At 63.4% G+C, this 14,479-nt stretch carries 18 protein-coding genes; 6 read left to right on the top strand and 12 right to left on the bottom strand.

What is annotated here, in order from left to right; all coding sequences use genetic code 11:
* The first annotated feature begins 34 nt into the window (after positions 1-34).
* The 3 genes from E5X34_RS20125 to E5X34_RS20115 all read left to right on the top strand — a co-directional run bounded on the left by E5X34_RS20125 (position 35) and on the right by E5X34_RS20115 (position 2,714).
* The gene (locus tag E5X34_RS20125; protein WP_292568203.1) at positions 35-985 is read left to right on the top strand and encodes an ABC transporter substrate-binding protein; all 951 of its coding nucleotides are present in this window, start codon (positions 35-37) and stop codon (positions 983-985) included.
* 164 nt (positions 986-1,149) lie between these two features.
* Complete coding sequence (locus E5X34_RS20120) at positions 1,150-1,926, top strand: ABC transporter permease (RefSeq protein ID WP_292568201.1); 777 nt, start codon at positions 1,150-1,152, stop codon at positions 1,924-1,926.
* The gene (locus E5X34_RS20115; RefSeq protein WP_292568199.1) at positions 1,923-2,714 is read left to right on the top strand and encodes an ABC transporter ATP-binding protein; all 792 of its coding nucleotides are present in this window, start codon (positions 1,923-1,925) and stop codon (positions 2,712-2,714) included. Before E5X34_RS20120 ends, E5X34_RS20115 begins: the two co-directional genes overlap by 4 nt.
* A 17-nt stretch (positions 2,715-2,731) precedes the next feature.
* Here the strand turns inward: E5X34_RS20115 and E5X34_RS20110 are convergent, their stop codons facing one another.
* The 3 genes from E5X34_RS20110 to E5X34_RS20100 form a co-directional block, all read right to left on the bottom strand.
* A complete protein-coding gene (locus E5X34_RS20110) occupies positions 2,732-3,754 on the bottom strand; it encodes a GlxA family transcriptional regulator (RefSeq protein ID WP_363262254.1) in 1,023 nt (340 codons plus the stop codon).
* A gap of 224 nt (positions 3,755-3,978) precedes the next feature.
* Complete coding sequence (locus E5X34_RS20105; protein WP_108702985.1) at positions 3,979-4,113, bottom strand: hypothetical protein; 135 nt, start codon at positions 4,111-4,113, stop codon at positions 3,979-3,981.
* A 352-nt stretch (positions 4,114-4,465) separates the two neighbouring features.
* On the bottom strand, positions 4,466-4,651 hold the full coding sequence (locus E5X34_RS20100) for a hypothetical protein (RefSeq protein WP_042645026.1): 186 nt from the start codon (positions 4,649-4,651) through the stop codon (positions 4,466-4,468).
* 219 nt (positions 4,652-4,870) lie between these two features.
* Between E5X34_RS20100 and E5X34_RS20095 the strand changes: the two genes are divergently transcribed.
* Positions 4,871-5,770 carry a LysR substrate-binding domain-containing protein gene (locus E5X34_RS20095; protein WP_042645025.1) on the top strand — a complete coding sequence of 300 codons (900 nt, stop codon included), beginning with the start codon at positions 4,871-4,873 and terminating at the stop codon, positions 5,768-5,770.
* The gene (locus tag E5X34_RS20090) at positions 5,770-6,120 is read left to right on the top strand and encodes a hypothetical protein (protein ID WP_292568197.1); all 351 of its coding nucleotides are present in this window, start codon (positions 5,770-5,772) and stop codon (positions 6,118-6,120) included. The genes E5X34_RS20095 and E5X34_RS20090 overlap by 1 nt, the downstream gene beginning before the upstream one ends.
* Here E5X34_RS20090 and E5X34_RS20085 read toward each other — a convergent pair.
* From E5X34_RS20085 to E5X34_RS20075, 3 genes are all read right to left on the bottom strand, one after another.
* Positions 6,039-7,019, bottom strand: coding sequence for an alpha/beta hydrolase (locus tag E5X34_RS20085; RefSeq protein WP_292568195.1), 981 nt, complete (start codon positions 7,017-7,019; stop codon positions 6,039-6,041). The two genes, E5X34_RS20090 and E5X34_RS20085, sit on opposite strands and share 82 nt — an antisense overlap.
* Positions 7,020-7,326: 307 nt before the next feature.
* Positions 7,327-7,509, bottom strand: coding sequence for a hypothetical protein (locus tag E5X34_RS20080; RefSeq protein WP_292568193.1), 183 nt, complete (start codon positions 7,507-7,509; stop codon positions 7,327-7,329).
* Between the two features lie 175 nt (positions 7,510-7,684).
* A complete protein-coding gene (locus E5X34_RS20075; protein WP_292568192.1) occupies positions 7,685-9,754 on the bottom strand; it encodes an ASKHA domain-containing protein in 2,070 nt (689 codons plus the stop codon).
* A gap of 89 nt (positions 9,755-9,843) precedes the next feature.
* On the opposite strand from E5X34_RS20075, the gene E5X34_RS20070 reads away from it, so the two are divergent.
* Positions 9,844-10,086: a hypothetical protein gene (locus E5X34_RS20070; RefSeq protein WP_292568190.1), complete on the top strand. Its 243-nt coding sequence runs from the start codon at positions 9,844-9,846 to the stop codon at positions 10,084-10,086.
* Positions 10,087-10,165: 79 nt separating this feature from the next.
* Here the strand turns inward: E5X34_RS20070 and E5X34_RS20065 are convergent, their stop codons facing one another.
* The 6 genes from E5X34_RS20065 to E5X34_RS20040 all read right to left on the bottom strand — a co-directional run.
* Positions 10,166-11,140 (bottom strand): methyltetrahydrofolate cobalamin methyltransferase, encoded by a 975-nt coding sequence (locus tag E5X34_RS20065; RefSeq protein WP_042645021.1) that lies wholly within the window; start codon positions 11,138-11,140, stop codon positions 10,166-10,168.
* A 79-nt stretch (positions 11,141-11,219) separates the two neighbouring features.
* On the bottom strand, positions 11,220-12,311 hold the full coding sequence (locus E5X34_RS20060) for a methylenetetrahydrofolate reductase (protein ID WP_292568188.1): 1,092 nt from the start codon (positions 12,309-12,311) through the stop codon (positions 11,220-11,222).
* Positions 12,308-12,898, bottom strand: a complete 591-nt coding sequence (locus tag E5X34_RS20055) for a methylenetetrahydrofolate reductase C-terminal domain-containing protein (protein ID WP_292568186.1) — start codon at positions 12,896-12,898, stop codon at positions 12,308-12,310. The genes E5X34_RS20060 and E5X34_RS20055 overlap by 4 nt, the downstream gene beginning before the upstream one ends.
* On the bottom strand, positions 12,891-13,193 hold the full coding sequence (locus E5X34_RS20050) for a virulence factor (protein ID WP_095815460.1): 303 nt from the start codon (positions 13,191-13,193) through the stop codon (positions 12,891-12,893). Before E5X34_RS20050 ends, E5X34_RS20055 begins: the two co-directional genes overlap by 8 nt.
* A 135-nt stretch (positions 13,194-13,328) precedes the next feature.
* Positions 13,329-14,111 carry a formyl transferase gene (locus E5X34_RS20045; protein WP_292568183.1) on the bottom strand — a complete coding sequence of 261 codons (783 nt, stop codon included), beginning with the start codon at positions 14,109-14,111 and terminating at the stop codon, positions 13,329-13,331.
* A gap of 81 nt (positions 14,112-14,192) precedes the next feature.
* On the bottom strand, positions 14,193-14,479 hold a 287-nt coding region (locus E5X34_RS20040), incomplete at its 5' end, for a DUF4893 domain-containing protein (RefSeq protein WP_292568181.1).

Raw genomic sequence — 14,479 nt, 5'->3', positions numbered from 1 at the left:
CAATTCGCGCTCACCACAAAAAAGGGGAACCACAATGAACAGGACCACCATTTTCGCGGCAACGCTGACGGCGGCCGCCATGCTTGGCTCGCCGGCGATGGCTGCCACCTCGCTCACCATCGGCATCAGCGGCTGGACCGGTTTCGCGCCGCTGACTCTGGCCAAGCAGGCCGGGCTTTTCGAAAAGCACGGGCTCGACGTCACGCTCAAGAAAGTGCCGCAGGCGAGCCGTCCGCTGGCCATTGCCAGCGGCGACCTGCAATGCGCGGCGACCACGGTCGAAACCTGGATGGTGTGGAACGCCAGCGGCGTCACCACCAAGCAGATCTTCCAGCTCGACAAGTCCTATGGCGCCGACGGCATCGTCGTGCGCAACGACATCAAGTCCGTCGCCGACCTCAAGGGCAAGAATGTCGCCTCGTCCGCGCCCGGTACCTCGCCCTATTTCCTGCTCGCCTGGGTGCTCAACAAGAACGGCATGTCGACCGAGGACGTCACCGTCGTCAATCTGGAGCCGGATGCGGCGGCGCAGGCCTTCCTGGCCGGCCAGAACGATGCCGCCGTCACCTATGAGCCGTTCATCTCGGCGGTCCGCGACAAGGCCGACCAGGGCCATATCCTGGCGACCACGCTCGACTACCCGATGGTGCTGGACACGGTCGGCTGCACGCCCGACTTCCTCAAGGCCAATCCCGACGCCGCCAAGGCGCTCGCCGACAGCTATTTCGACGCGCTCGACCTGATCAAGAAGGATCCGCAGAAATCCTACGAGATCATGGGCGCCGACGTGAAGCAGTCGGCCAAGGAGTTCGAGGATTCGGCCAAGTACCTGAAATGGGCGGACAAGGCGGAGAATAAGCAGTTCTTCACCAAGGAGTTCCAGGATTTTTCCAAGACCGCGGCCAACCTCTTGCTGCAGATGGGACTGATCAAGGAAGTCCCGGATGTGACGACGCTTGCCGATACCAGCGCGGTCGCCAACTGATCGCGCATCACCCGATCGGCGGCGCAAAGCCGCCGATCCCTTCTCGCTAAAGCGCGTCGCGATCCTCCGGATACGCTCCTCGCGCTTTAGCTCTTTGATTTTGCGCATGTCTTTACCGAAACCGGTTCCCACTTTCGGGAGACATGCTTTAAGGACAGGGTCTGATGCTGCGTCCCTTGCACCCCGTTGCGCCGGGCACGCGAAGCGTGCTCGGCATCGCCTTCTTCGTGCTGTTCGTGGCGTTCTGGGCATGGATCACGCTCGGCGGCCATGTGAACCGGATCTTCCTTGCCGATCCTCTGTCGATGCTCAAGGATGGCTGGCGGCTGCTCGTCGAAGACCGCTTCTGGCTCGACATATTGATCACCATCTGGCGCGTCTTCGGCGGCTTCGTGCTGGCCTCGATCGTCGCGGTGCCCATCGGTATCGCCATGGGCGCCTGGAAGCCGGTCGAGGCGTTCCTCGAGCCGTTCGTGTCCTTTGCCCGCTACCTGCCGGCGTCCGCCTTCATCCCGCTGCTCATCCTGTGGGCCGGCATCGGGGAATTCGAAAAGCTCCTGGTGATCTTCGTCGGCTCGGTGTTCCAGATCATCCTGATCGTCGCGGTGAAGGTCGGCAGCACGAGGCGAGACCTGGTCGAAGCCGCCTATACGCTGGGGGCGACCGACAACGGCATCGTCAAGCGGGTGATCATGCCGGCCAATGCGCCGGAAATCGCCGAAACGCTGCGGCTGGTGCTCGGCTGGGCGTGGACCTACGTCATCGTCGCCGAATTGATCGGCTCATCCTCGGGCATCGGCTACATGATCATCAACAGCCAGTCGCGGCTGGCGACCGGGCAGATCATCTTCGGCATCATCATCATCGGGCTGATCGGGCTTCTGTCGGATTTTGCTTTCAAGGCGCTCAACCGCTGGCTCTTTCCATGGAGCCTGGCGTGAGCAAGCTGCTGATCGAAGGCGTCTCGCGGACCTTTGCCGGGGTCGGCGGCGGCCAGCCGGTGCAGGCGCTGCAGCCGGTCGACCTCGCGGTCGCGGCCAATGACTTCATCACCATCCTGGGGCCGTCCGGCTGCGGCAAATCGACTTTGCTCAGGATCGTCGCCGGATTGGAGGCGCCGAGCACGGGCCGCGTGCTGCTCGACGGCAAGGCGGTCACGAGGCCGGGACCGGATCGCGGCATGGTGTTCCAGTCCTACACGCTGTTTCCCTGGCTGACGGTCGCCGAAAACATCGGTTTCGGCCTGCGCGAGCAAGGCCGGCCCGAGGGCGAGCGCAACGAGATCGTCGCCTCCTATATCGATCTCGTCGGCCTGAAAGGCTTCGAGAACCACTGGCCGAAACAGCTTTCGGGCGGCATGCAGCAGCGCACGGCGATCGCGCGGGCGCTGGCCAATGATCCCGAAATCCTGCTGCTCGACGAGCCGTTCGGCGCGCTGGACAACCAGACGCGCGGGCTGATGCAGGAATTGCTGCTCGGCATCTGGGAGCGGCGCAAGAAGACGGTGCTGTTCGTCACCCACGACATCGAAGAGGCGATCTTCATGGCGTCGCGGGTGATCGTGATGAGCGCGCGGCCTGGCCGCATCAAGTCGGACGTGCCGGTCGACCTGCCGCATCCGCGCCACTATACGCTGAAGACCAGCCCGGAATTCTCGGCGCTCAAGGCGCAGCTCACCGAAGACATCCGCATCGAGGCGATGCGAACGGCGCAGACGCAGTCCGCTTAGACTGCGTCTGCTGCCGCTTAAGCCGCCAGCAACTGCTTGCGGTCGACGCGCTCCTGCTGGGGCGAGCGGGCATAGAGCTCGCGGTAGCATTTGGAGAAATGCGAGGCGGAGACGAAGCCGCAGGCCACCGCCACTTCGACCACCGGCATCGACGACTGGATCAGCAGGTGCCTGGCGCGGTCGAGCCGGATCTCAAGATAGTAGCGGGCCGGCGACCGGCCCATCTCGGTGCGGAACAGGCGCTCGATCTGCCGGCGCGACAGGTCGACATGGTCGGCTATCTCGATCAGCGACAGCGGCTCGGAAAGGTTCGCTTCCATCAGCTCGATGATGGTGAGCACCTTGGAATTCTGGACACCGAGGCGGGCGCGCAGGGGCAGGCGCTGGCGGTCGGTCGGGCTGCGCACGCGGTCGGTCAGCACCTGCTCGCAGACGCGGTTGACCAGGCTCTCGTCGAAATCGTCGCCGATCAGCTTCAGCATCATGTCGAGCGCGGCGGTGCCGCCCGCGCAGGTGTAGACATTCTGGTCGATTTCGAAGAGGTCGGCGAAGACGTTGGCTTTCGGGAAGGCTTCGGAGAAGCCCGGAAGGTTCTCCCAATGGATGGCGCAGCGCTTGTTGGACAGCAGGCCCGCGGCGGCCAGGATATGCGCGCCGGTGCACAGGCCGCCAACGGCCACACCGCGGTTGTATTCCTCGCGCAGCCAGGCGAAGGCCGATTTGTTGTGGTAGCGCTCGACATTGATGCCGCTGCAGACGATCGCCATGTTCGGCCGGTCCGGCCCGGCCATCTTCCTGCGCTCCTCCTCCAGCGACGTGTTGACGGCGCATTCGACGCCGTTCGAAGCGCGAACCGGTTTGCCGTCGATGCTTGCCAGGCGCCAGCTATAGGCCTCGTAGCCGAGCATCCGGTTGGCCGAGCGAAGCGGATCGAGCGCCGTCGCGAAGGCGATCATCGTGAAATCGGGAACGAGGAAGAATACAAACGATCTCTTGATCGGGTGCTTTACGGCATTCACGGTGAAACCCCACGCAGCCATGACGCGAACAGGATGTCGCGAACAGCATAGCGACAACAGGAAAAACCATTCCTGTCAATCGGGTAGGCGGCTAAGTGAAGATTAAATTTGCGACACGGGTCGCAAATGGGCAATCGGTGCAACCGCAGGGCGTCGCTGCGCGGCCGACAACTGCCCGGCCCAAATGAAAACGCCGCCTCGGCAAGCCGGGCGGCGTTGAATCAGCTTATCGGTGCTGGATCGTCCTAGGCAACAAAGCCGAGACGGGCCGCGGCCACGGCGCCGGTCTGGCCGGGCATGGTCTTGGCGAGGCGCTGACGCTCCAGAGCGGTCGTCAGGTTCATTTCGCGACGGGCAAACAGGCGGGCAAAGAGCTTCATCATCATCTCCATTTGGTTGCTCAGACGGGTCGCCTTCGCTTGATGGAGTGGGGCAGCTCGTTTTTGCTGGCGCTGATATAGGCTCGCTTCGGCAAAAACTAAATCGCAAAAACGAAGTGCTTGATATGAAAAGCGACACGATTTGCGACATTTTTGGGCAATGTGCCCATAATTTCCTATTGGTTACAATGCCTTACCTGGCCTGTTAACCCGCTATGCGAGTGGTTCATATGCGTCATGCAGCGGCGACATGGCTGGAAAAGTCGTTTGAATGCAAACAAAAAGACCTGAAACAAACAAAAAGGCCTGCCGAGCTGACACGGCAGGCCTTCAGATCTCCATACACACGTGATTACTTCGCTCCGGCCCAGCTTCCGACACCGTGGCGCAGGCCGGTCTTGACGTCGGCTGCTTCCGGCCAGCCGATATCCTTCTGCAGTTCGATCGGCAGCGCATGGATGGCGCGTTCGGTCTGATAGCGGGCGCGGGCCGCGCTGAATTCGGTCGCAAGCCGACCTATGGACGACAGGATAGACATTTCTTTCTCCTCTATGCGGGCAGGGAGGCGCCCGTCACTGCGTTAAGTCAGGTCTGTTTCAGCTTCATTTCGTGTCGATTGCAGGACTGTGTCACGGTCGTTTCATGGCTGCTTTTGGCAGCATCCTGCATCGATCGAGTTGACTATGCGCCCGGACTGATGTTCAATCAAACGAAATGGAATGATGGATTGCATCAGAAAAATTGAAGGTCGGCTCCCATGAACGCCCCGCTCAATCACCCTTTGCCGCTGCTTGACCTCGATGTGCTGCGCACCTTCGTGGCGATCGCCGAGACCGGCTCCTTCACCACCGCCGCCAACGCAGTGTTCCGCACGCCGTCGGCCGTCTCCATGCAGATCAAGAAGCTGGAGGATATTCTCGGCCGTTCCGTCTTCGCGCGCGATGCGCGTTCGGTGACGCTGACGACGGATGGCGAGATGCTGCTCGGCTATGCCCGCCGGCTCTTGTCGATCAACCGCGAGGTGGTGTCGAAGTTCATCATCCCCGACATTGTCGGCGTGGTGCGCCTTGGCTCCCCGGACGACTATGGCGAGCGCGTGCTGCCGCATGTGCTGAAGCGCTTCGCGCAATCGCATCCTTCGATCGCCGTCGACGTCACCATCGACCAGAGCATCAATCTGCGCCGGCGCATGGATGACCGCGCGCTCGACATCACGCTGCTCACAAATTCCTACAAGACCAGCGCAGTCGGCGCGGAGGTCCTGCTGACCGAACCGATCGTCTGGGCGGGCGCCAAGGGCGGTTGCGCGCATCTGCGCGAACCTTTGCCGGTGTCGCTGTGGGAGGAAGGCTGCGCCTGGCGGGCCGGCGCGCTGGAAGCGCTCGGACGCGAGGGCCGCAACTACCGCATCGCTTATATGAGCGCCCATACGGCCGGCCAGCGCGCCGCGATCATGGCCGACCTTGCGGTGGCGCCGCTGCCGAAATCCTTCCTTGGCGACGAGATGGTCTCGCTGGGCGCCAAGGACGGGATGCCGGAGATCGGCACCTACAATCTCGCCATGGTGGTGGCGCCCGACGCCAGCGCGCCGGTGAAGGCCGTGGCCGACCATATCCGGGCGACGTTCGAATTGTTCCGCGAAACCGGCAAGTTCTGATGAGCCTTGTCGTGAGCCGTGCTTCAGCTCTCGACGATCTCATCGCGTTCAGAAAGCCGCTCAATTTTCTGGCTGAAATGGTGAGCGACCTGGGTTGGTCCGAGACGCCAGCGGCCGTTCTGACTGCGGATCATATCGTGAGCGTTCTCCAACGGTTTAGGTCGGGAGCACTCACCTCAGCCGACGTGGCAGGGTGGGCGGATCTGATCGAAGGCAGGGAGGACATCGACTATCAGTCAGATCGCTATGAGGAAATATTGCAAGCGATCTACGTGTTGGCCAATCCGGTCTTGAATCGATTGCCTGATGAAGCTTTGACCGACCAGGTGATCGGCTCGCTCTTGCGCTGACCAATGGTTTTGTGGCTGCTCAGAAATGCGACGATGCTGTCGCGCGCGCGGCGCGCTTCCGGCATTTCGATCAGCGGCCAGACATGGAACATGCCCTCCTCATAGACCACGTCCACCTCGACGCCGGCAGCCCGCGCCCTTTCGGCGAAGATGAGATTATCTGGTGTCAGCATGTCGCGTGAACCGGTCAGCAGCAGCGTCTTTGGCAGCACGGATAAGTCGCCGTAAAGCGGGCTGATGTGCCAGTCCTTGCGGTCGAAACCGGCGCTGTAGAGCCGCACCGCTTCCAGCCCACCCGGAATACCCAGCCACGGATCCTGCCGCTCGGCCTCGAAGACTTCAGGGTTCGCAAGCGAAACGTCGAGGCCGGGCGAAATCAGCACGTGATGCGACGGCGAGGGCAGGCCCTCCTCGGCCGCCATCATGGTCAGCACGACGGCCATGTTGCCGCCGGCGGAATCGCCCATAAAGACGATGTCCTCGGCCTCGGTCTCTTCGAGCATGCGCCGGTAGACGTCGCCGACCATGCCGAACATGTCGTGGAAATCATGCTCGGGCGCGATGGGGTAGATCGGCACGGTGATGCCGAAACCGAGACGCTCGGCCATCTCGGCGATCAGCCCCCAGTGGTAGGACGTGATCTGGAAGACATAAGCGCCGCCATGCATGTAAAGTATGCGCCGGCGTTCGCCCGCCTTCGGCGCGATCTCATAGACGGGAAAGCCGTCGATCTCGGTCTCGGCGATGTCCAGCCGCGCCTTGAGGAGGGCCGGCGGATGATAGTCCTCGGTCTTGCGGGCGTAGGCGATCCAGCGCTGCAGGTTCTCGGGACTGGAAAAGGCCTTCTTGCGACTGTGCCGCAGAACGAAGGAAACGAGATGGCTTTTCAAACTGGGCATGCGGATACACGAATCTCGGCAGAGCCGACTAAGAGAATTCCCCCCGCTCTGCGAAGATTGTACGTCAGTTCGAAATGTCAAGGAATCACGCTGGCACATCGGCGTGATCCTGCGGTGTCGGATCCTTGTTTGCGCGATTCCGGACGGGCTATGGCGAAGTCGCCGAGCCCAACCGCTGCGCGCTTTCCTGAAATTGCTTAGCGCCGCCTCGGCAGCAGCGCGGCGCGCAGTTTGTTCTCCCCGGTCGCCGGAACCGCATCGCGGCCCCGGCGCTTGCCGAGCAGCTTGCATTTGTCGGCGAAGGTCATCAGCGCGGCGTGCCCAAAAGCAGCTTGTGCAGGGCTGCCTGCGGATCGCTTGGCGGCGAGGCCGGCCAGCCGATATCCTTCTGAACATGCGCCGGCAGATCGTTGAGCGCGCGGATAGCCTTGTTCCTGGCATGAGCTTGCCGGATGGTGACACCGAAGCGGCTGAGATTTCCGAACATCATTTCATCTCCCTTACGAGCAGCGGCGGCCGGGACGATCCCTGCCAGCCGTTCGATGTCCGCTAGATGCATCACGCCTGTATCGGATGAGTTTCGCCAACGCAGCGCTTCGGTTTCCGGATTGCGCGAATCCGGAAACATTTGCATGCAAACGAAATTGAATGGAGAGCGGGAGAGGCTACTCGCGGCCGCGCCGTGCCGCGCGCTCTTCGCGCGAGCGCCGGCGCGGGGTGGCATCCCCGACACCGCCATCCTCGCTCATTGCCTTGCGCGGCGGCAGCTTCACCGCTGCAGCCAGCTTCGGGAACGGGTCGACCTTGTTCGGCAGCGCCATGGCGTAGACGAAATGCTCCTGGAACTTGGGCTCCAGCGCCGTCTCGATCTTCTCGATCCTGCTCACGGTCTCCTCGATCTCGCGGCGGTAGCCACGGTTCAAGAGCGCCATGCGGGCGCCGGCGCCGGCGGCATTGCCGACGGCCGAGACCTTGTCGAGATCGCAGTCCGGGATCAGGCCGAGCACCATGGCGTATTTCGGATCGATGAAGGAGCCGAAGGCGCCGGCGAAATGGATGCGGTCGACATGGTCGGTGTGCTGCTTTTCCATCAACAGCTTGGTGCCGGCATAGAGCGCCGCCTTGGCAAGCTGGATGGCGCGGACGTCGTTCTGGGTGATGGTGATCTTCGGCTCGCCTTCCTTAAGCACATAGGAAAAGGTGCGGCCGTTGGCCACGATGCGCGGCGAGCGCATGCTGAGCGATCCGTCGACAACGCCGTCCTCCGAAATGATGCCCGACAGATACATCTCGGCGATCACCTCGATGATGCCGGAGCCGCAAATGCCGGTGACGCCGGTCGCCTGCACGCTTTCGGCGAAGCCCGGCTGATCGGACCACAGTTCCGAGCCGATGACGCGGTAGCGCGGCTCCAACGTGTCGGGATCGATGCGTACGCGCTCGATGGCGCCGGGCGCGGCGCGCTGGCCGCCGGAGATTTCCGCGCCCTCGAAGGCAGGGCCGGTGGGGGAGGAGGCCGCGACGACGCGGGTCCGGTTTCCGAGCACGATCTCGGCGTTGGTGCCGACGTCGACGATCAGCATCATCTCGTCTTGGCGATGCGGGCCTTCCGACAGCGTGACGGCGGCGGCATCGGCGCCGACATGGCCGGCGATGCAAGGCAGCATGTAGAGGCGCGCGCCCTGGTTGAGCTTCAGGCCGATGTCGGAGGCCTTGATGCGCACCGCGCCGGAGACGGCGAGCGCGAAGGGCGCGCCGCCGAGCTCGGTCGGATCGATGCCGAGGAACAAATGATGCATGATCGGATTGCCGACGAAGACGGAATCCAGGATGTCCGCGCGCTGGACGTTGCCTTCGGCGCACACCTTGTCGACCAGGCTGGAAATGGCCTCGCGTACGGCAACCGTCATGCCCTCGCGGCCGTCCGGATTCATCATCACATAGGAGACGCGGCTCATAAGATCCTCGCCGAAGCGGATCTGCGGATTCGAGGTGCCGGAGGATGCGGCGACGCGACCGGAGAGCAGCGACACCAGATGCATGGCAATGGTGGTCGAGCCGATGTCGCAGGCAAGACCGTAGGCCTCGTTCTTCAGGCCCGGCCACAGCGCGATGACGCGCGCGATGTCGCTGTCGGCATCCTTGTGGATGGCGGCGGTAGCGGTCCAGTTGCCCTTGCGCAGGATGGCCTGCACCTGCGGCAGCAGATAGAAGTCGAATTCGAGATTCTTGAGGCCCCAGTCTTTCATCAGGGCGATCTTGAGCCGGTCGAGGTCGCCGAGCGGCTTGTGCATGTCGGGCTCTTCGATCTCGACATAGCACATGCGGATCGCCGTATCGCGGGCGATCACCCGGGTGTCGGCGTCCTTGCGGATGGTCTGGGCGTTGATGACCGTGTCCTGCGGCACATCGATGACCAGATCGCCGAGAATCTGCGCCGAGCAGGAAAGACGACGCCGCTCGGGCAGGCCGCGCACGCGCTCGTAGCGCTCTTCCTTGGCGCCCTTGGGCGAGATGTGGTCGTTGGACGAGATGATCTTGTGCTTGGCGAAATTGCCTTCCTGCACCTCGATCTGGCAGCGGCCGCAGGTGGCGCGGCCGCCGCACACGCTTTCGACATAGACACCGAGCTGGCGTGCCGCATCGAGCACCGGCGTGCCAACCGGGAACCGGCCGCGCTTGCCCGACGGCATGAACAGGACGAGCGGATCGGTGATGTTGGGGGGAGGATTCATGCTGGCACGCGTCTCGATGGCAATTGCCGATGCCGTTTAACGGATCGTTCTACTATTGGGCGGAGAGTCCGTTGGTCCAGGGGCCAACCATGTCGGATCTGCTGCTTTCCGCCATCTTCACCGCGTTCACCATGGTGCGCGTGATCAAGGGCTCGTGGCTGCGCAATCCGCAATATCTTGCCACAGGGATTGTCGGCGCGATCGTCGGAACCCTGGTGCTGCACGCCTACTGGCCCGCCTATGACGAAGATTTCATCGTCGGCGGGGTCACGGGCATCTTCGGATCCTGGGCGGGCATGGTGTTGTTCGACGCCATAGTGGGTATGGCCTGAACGCAAAGCAGAGCTGTCCGACCGCATCCGCGATGCGATCGGACCAGCATTGTTTGCGGTGCGGCCCACGATTGCGCGCTTATCCCCTGGCCATGCGGGCTTCGCGGCCGCCGCGGCGACGTCCGCCGGCGGCAGCGCCTTCACCGGGGGCGGTGACCGCGACCGGAGCGGCAACGGCGTGCCCGCCTTCGGCCGGCTTGTAGTCCTTGTAGGTGCGGATCCAGTTGGTGCAGTTCTCGTCGGTGCCGTTGAGCACATTGGCGCCGCGCACGGCTTCCATTTCCTGCGGGCGGACCGGATTCATGATTGCGGAGGTCATGCCGGCGCCGATCACCATCGGGATGAAGGCGGCGTTGATGCCGTGGCGATGCGGCAGGCCGAAGGAGATGTTGGAGAGGCCGCAGGTGGTGTTGACCTTGAGCTCTTCGCGGAGCCGCCGCAGCAGCGCGAACACCTGGCGTCCGGCATCGCCCAGCGCGCCGATCGGCATCACCAGCGGGTCCACCACGACGTCATGCGCGGGGATGCCGAAATCGGCGCAACGCTCGACGATCTTCTTGGCGACGGCGAAGCGGACATCCGGGTCCATCGAGATGCCGGTCTCGTCATTGGAGATGGCGACGACCGGGACGTTGTATTTCTTGACCAGCGGCAGGATGGCCTCGAGCTTCTCTTCCTCGCCGGTGACGGAGTTGACCAGCGGGCGGCCCTTGGCGACCTTCAGCGCGGCCTCGATCGCGGCGGTGACCGAGGAGTCGATTGACAGCGGCAGATCGACCAGGCCCTGCACGATCTCCAGCGTCTGCACCAGCAGCGCCGGCTCGGTGGCGTTGGGGTCGACGGCGGTGACGCCCGCATTGACGTCGAGCATGGTGGCGCCGCAGGCGGCCTGTTCCAGCGCGTCCTTGATCACGGTCTCGAAATTGCCGGCCACCATCTCGGCGGCGAGCTTCTTGCGGCCGGTCGGGTTGATGCGTTCGCCGATCACGCAGAAGGGCTGATCGAAGCCGATGACGATTTCTCGGGTCGCCGAGGCGACGATGGTGCGGGTCATGCGATCTCTCCGTCGGGATATAAAGAGTTCTTTATATCGTTATCTGATTTGGTTCAAGTGAATGCTGACTGTCACGCCGTCAATGCGCGGTCTTCACCATGTCGACCTGGGTTTCGGTAACCTCGTCATGCAGTATGTGGTCGAGCCGCTGGGCGACCAGCTGGTCGTCACGCCGGATCTCGCGCTTCCAGGGCTGGCGGCCTTTCAGCACGCCGGATTCATCGACGATCTCGGCGACATATTCCTCCTGGCGGTAGGCCATCACATGGATGCCGGCGACGCCCGGAATTTCCTTCACCTCGTTGATGATGTCGATGCAGAGCTGTTTGCCTTCCTTCTTCTGATCCTGCGCGCCCTCCAGCCGCTTGATCACGGCATCGGGGATATGAATGCCCGGCACGTTGGAGCGGATCCACTTCGCCGTCTTGGCGGAAGCCAGCGGCCCGACGCCGCAGAGCAGGAACAGCTTCTCGGTGTGGCCGAGGTCGCGTGCTTTCTGCATGAAGGCTTTGAACATCGGCACGTCGAAACAGTACTGCGTCTGCGCGAATTGCGCCCCGGCGGCGATCTTCTTACCGAGATGGATCGGGCGGAAGTCGTAAGGCGGCGCGAAGGGATTGACCGCGCAGCCGAGGAAGACCTGCGGCGGCGTCGTCAGCTTGCGGCCGGACAGGAACTTGCCGTTGTCGCGCATGATGCGGATGGTTTCGAGCAGCGACATGGAATCGAGGTCGAACACCGGCTTGGCGCCGGGCTGGTCGCCGGCCTGCACGCCGTCGCCGGTGAGGCAAAGCATATTGGCGACGCCCATCGCGGCACCGCCCAGCACGTCGCCCTGGATGGCGATGCGGTTCTTGTCGCGGCAGGCGATCTGCATGATCGGCGCGTAGCCCATGCGGGTAAGCAGCGCGCAGATGCCGACCGAGGACATGTGGCAGTTGGCACCCGAGGCGTCGACCGCGTTGATGGCGTCGACCCAGCCGTCGAAGATCTTGGCGCGGTTGTAGACGTCTTCCGGATCGGCGCTGTCGGGCGGGTTGAGCTCGGTCGTCACGGCGAACTCGCCGCGACGCAGCACGCGCTCCAGCCGGCCGCGCGACGTGTGGCCGGGCAGGGGATCGAGCGGCAGATGGATGCCGGCCGGGTTTTCGTCGCGCTGGCGGGCGTTCATGCCGAAGCTCCGGGGTTCTGGGTCGTCTCGCGTGCCGCTGCGGCCTGCGCGGTCACCCGCAGCCAGGCCGAGGTTTCGCGCAGCGACTGATCGACCGGCTTCTGCACGGTCAGGATCTTGTCGCCATGCACCATATTGCGCGAGCCTTCCCAGGCCTTGACCCAGACGCAAGGCATGTCCGGCTCGACCTCGCAATTGCCGTTGGCGCGGACGCCGCCGCACGGGCCGTTGCGCAGCTGCTTGGGGCAGTTCATCGGGCACGACATGCCGGTGGAGGAAAGCACGCACTGGCCGCACATGCGGCAGTCGAACATGAAACCCTTGACGCGCTTCTCGACGAATTTCACCGGAGCTTCGACCCGGCTGTAGCCGATACCCTTCCACAGAGGGTGCAGGAGCAGGAAGACATCGGCGAACCGGCTGTAGAACCATTCGAGCAAGCGCGAATGCCTGATCGACCACAGTCGCACGGCGAAGGTGCGCTGGACGCGGCGCTGCGGCGATACGTCGGCAGGCTTGTAGTCGGATTTCGGCGCTGCCTTCTTGACCAAAGTGGCCTGGGTAACCGCGGGCTGCTTGTCAGACATTTTCTTTCCCGCCAGCCTTGACCAGAGCGACCAGCCGCTCGCGGTCATATTTCGCATCGAGTTCCTGGAAAGCCTTCTCGACCTCGGCCTCGATGTCATCGCCGACCGGAACAGGGTCGGCCTTGCGCCATTCCGCCAGATAGTCGTCGGTGCCGCCGGCGCCGGTGCGCATGGCGCACATGTCGATCGCCTCAGTGAAGCGCAGCGGCAGTTCGCGCTTGGCGTTCTGCCGGCCCTTCCTGACGATCACCTGGGCGGGAATGTCGCGCCAATAGACGACGATCAGATCGGCCATGAATTCTCAACTCCTCGATGTCATGGAGCATTGCCGCATGCGCTGTTGGCCCGCTTGTTATGGGACGACGCGCGCGCCTTCAAAAGCGACGCTGGCGATGGCGCAAAGCGAATGCTGAAATTCGTCGCCGGCTGATTACCAGACGCGCTTGGTCAAGCCCGTCCAGAGGTAGAACCAGATCGTCGGGTGAAACCACTGCTTGGACGGCAGTCCGGGGTCGATGGTTTCCAGCCTACCGGCCAGCGCGTCGCTGACCGCCTCGACGCAGATATCGCGCGAAAACGCTGCCTGGCGCAGCGCGTAGCTGGCGATGGTGTCGCCCGTCCTGGGCTTGCCGCGCGCCTGCTTGAGCACGCCGCCGGTGTCGACGCCGGCATCGACCAGGTGAACGGTCGTGCCGAAGTTTTGTGCGTCGCCGGAGGCCAGCGCCCAGTAGCCGCCATTCATTCCGCGATATTTTGGCGCGATGCCGGCGTGATAGTTGAGCACCGGGCAAGGCATCCTGGCCAGTGTATCCTTCGACAGCAGCCGACAGCCGGCGAGCAAGACGACACCCGGCTTGATGCGCGTGATTTCCTTCAGGCATTCCGGCCCGTTGGCCGACGGCACATGGATGATCGCCTGGCCTTGCCTCGGCTCGGTCGCGAGCTTCTCCTCGGCGATCAGCCGCTCGGCGTGGCCGGCCAGGAAGCGCTTGCCGAGCCTGGTCAGCACCATGGTGCCGAGTTGGCCGATGGCGGAGATCCAGCCCTGCCGCCGGGCGCGGCCCATGAGCAGGCGCTTTTTGGATTCAGGGTTCTCGAGGATTAGGCTGACGGGGCCGACGCGATCGGCAATCGCGTTCACGATGGCCCAGATGTGCGGGCCACCTTCGGTGACGACCACGATCGGTCGCGTACTCGATTCCGACGCTGCCACGGCAAGCACCCGCTTTGAAAACCGGGCGCATGCTATGCGGGGCGGGTTAATCCTTGGTGTGCCGGAGGCGGTTCAGCCGGCTCAGCGCTTGAATTCCATGATGTCGAGCTTGGATTCGTAATAGGGCGCGGGGAATTCGATGCGCCATTCGCCGGCGCTGTTGCGGAAGGCGTAGCCGACCTGATCGCTTTCGGGGCCGCTGCCGTAGACCTTGGGCTTATCGTCATTGACCGAAAACGAGCCGAGATAGATGGCGCGCTTCTCATTGTCGTCGAAGAAGCGGCCGGTCGTGCGCTGCGAGCCGGTAACCTTGGTAAGCCGCCAGCCGGAACCGTCGTCGGTCACCTTGCACTTGAACCAGCCATAGA

Source organism: Mesorhizobium sp., assembly GCF_004963255.1.
Taxonomy (GTDB): Bacteria; Pseudomonadota; Alphaproteobacteria; order Rhizobiales; family Rhizobiaceae; genus Mesorhizobium.
This window is presented reverse-complemented; position numbering and strand designations above follow the sequence as displayed.

Excerpts from the sequence above, each read along its gene's own strand:
- E5X34_RS20055 (WP_292568186.1), bottom strand. The coding sequence starts at position 12,898 with ATGTCTGACAAGCAGCCCGCGGTTACCCAGGCCACTTTGGTCAAGAAG.
- E5X34_RS20085 (WP_292568195.1), bottom strand. The coding sequence starts at position 7,019 with ATGCCCAGTTTGAAAAGCCATCTCGTTTCCTTCGTTCTGCGGCACAGT.
- E5X34_RS20090 (WP_292568197.1), top strand. The coding sequence starts at position 5,770 with ATGAGCCTTGTCGTGAGCCGTGCTTCAGCTCTCGACGATCTCATCGCG.
- E5X34_RS20110 (WP_363262254.1), bottom strand. The coding sequence starts at position 3,754 with ATGGCTGCGTGGGGTTTCACCGTGAATGCCGTAAAGCACCCGATCAAG.
- E5X34_RS20080 (WP_292568193.1), bottom strand. The coding sequence starts at position 7,509 with ATGATGTTCGGAAATCTCAGCCGCTTCGGTGTCACCATCCGGCAAGCT.
- E5X34_RS20105 (WP_108702985.1), bottom strand. The coding sequence starts at position 4,113 with ATGAAGCTCTTTGCCCGCCTGTTTGCCCGTCGCGAAATGAACCTGACG.
- E5X34_RS20050 (WP_095815460.1), bottom strand. The coding sequence starts at position 13,193 with ATGGCCGATCTGATCGTCGTCTATTGGCGCGACATTCCCGCCCAGGTG.
- E5X34_RS20060 (WP_292568188.1), bottom strand. The coding sequence starts at position 12,311 with ATGAACGCCCGCCAGCGCGACGAAAACCCGGCCGGCATCCATCTGCCG.
- E5X34_RS20100 (WP_042645026.1), bottom strand. The coding sequence starts at position 4,651 with ATGTCTATCCTGTCGTCCATAGGTCGGCTTGCGACCGAATTCAGCGCG.
- E5X34_RS20120 (WP_292568201.1), top strand. The coding sequence starts at position 1,150 with ATGCTGCGTCCCTTGCACCCCGTTGCGCCGGGCACGCGAAGCGTGCTC.
- E5X34_RS20075 (WP_292568192.1), bottom strand. The coding sequence starts at position 9,754 with ATGAATCCTCCCCCCAACATCACCGATCCGCTCGTCCTGTTCATGCCG.
- E5X34_RS20095 (WP_042645025.1), top strand. The coding sequence starts at position 4,871 with ATGAACGCCCCGCTCAATCACCCTTTGCCGCTGCTTGACCTCGATGTG.
- E5X34_RS20125 (WP_292568203.1), top strand. The coding sequence starts at position 35 with ATGAACAGGACCACCATTTTCGCGGCAACGCTGACGGCGGCCGCCATG.
- E5X34_RS20070 (WP_292568190.1), top strand. The coding sequence starts at position 9,844 with ATGTCGGATCTGCTGCTTTCCGCCATCTTCACCGCGTTCACCATGGTG.
- E5X34_RS20065 (WP_042645021.1), bottom strand. The coding sequence starts at position 11,140 with ATGACCCGCACCATCGTCGCCTCGGCGACCCGAGAAATCGTCATCGGC.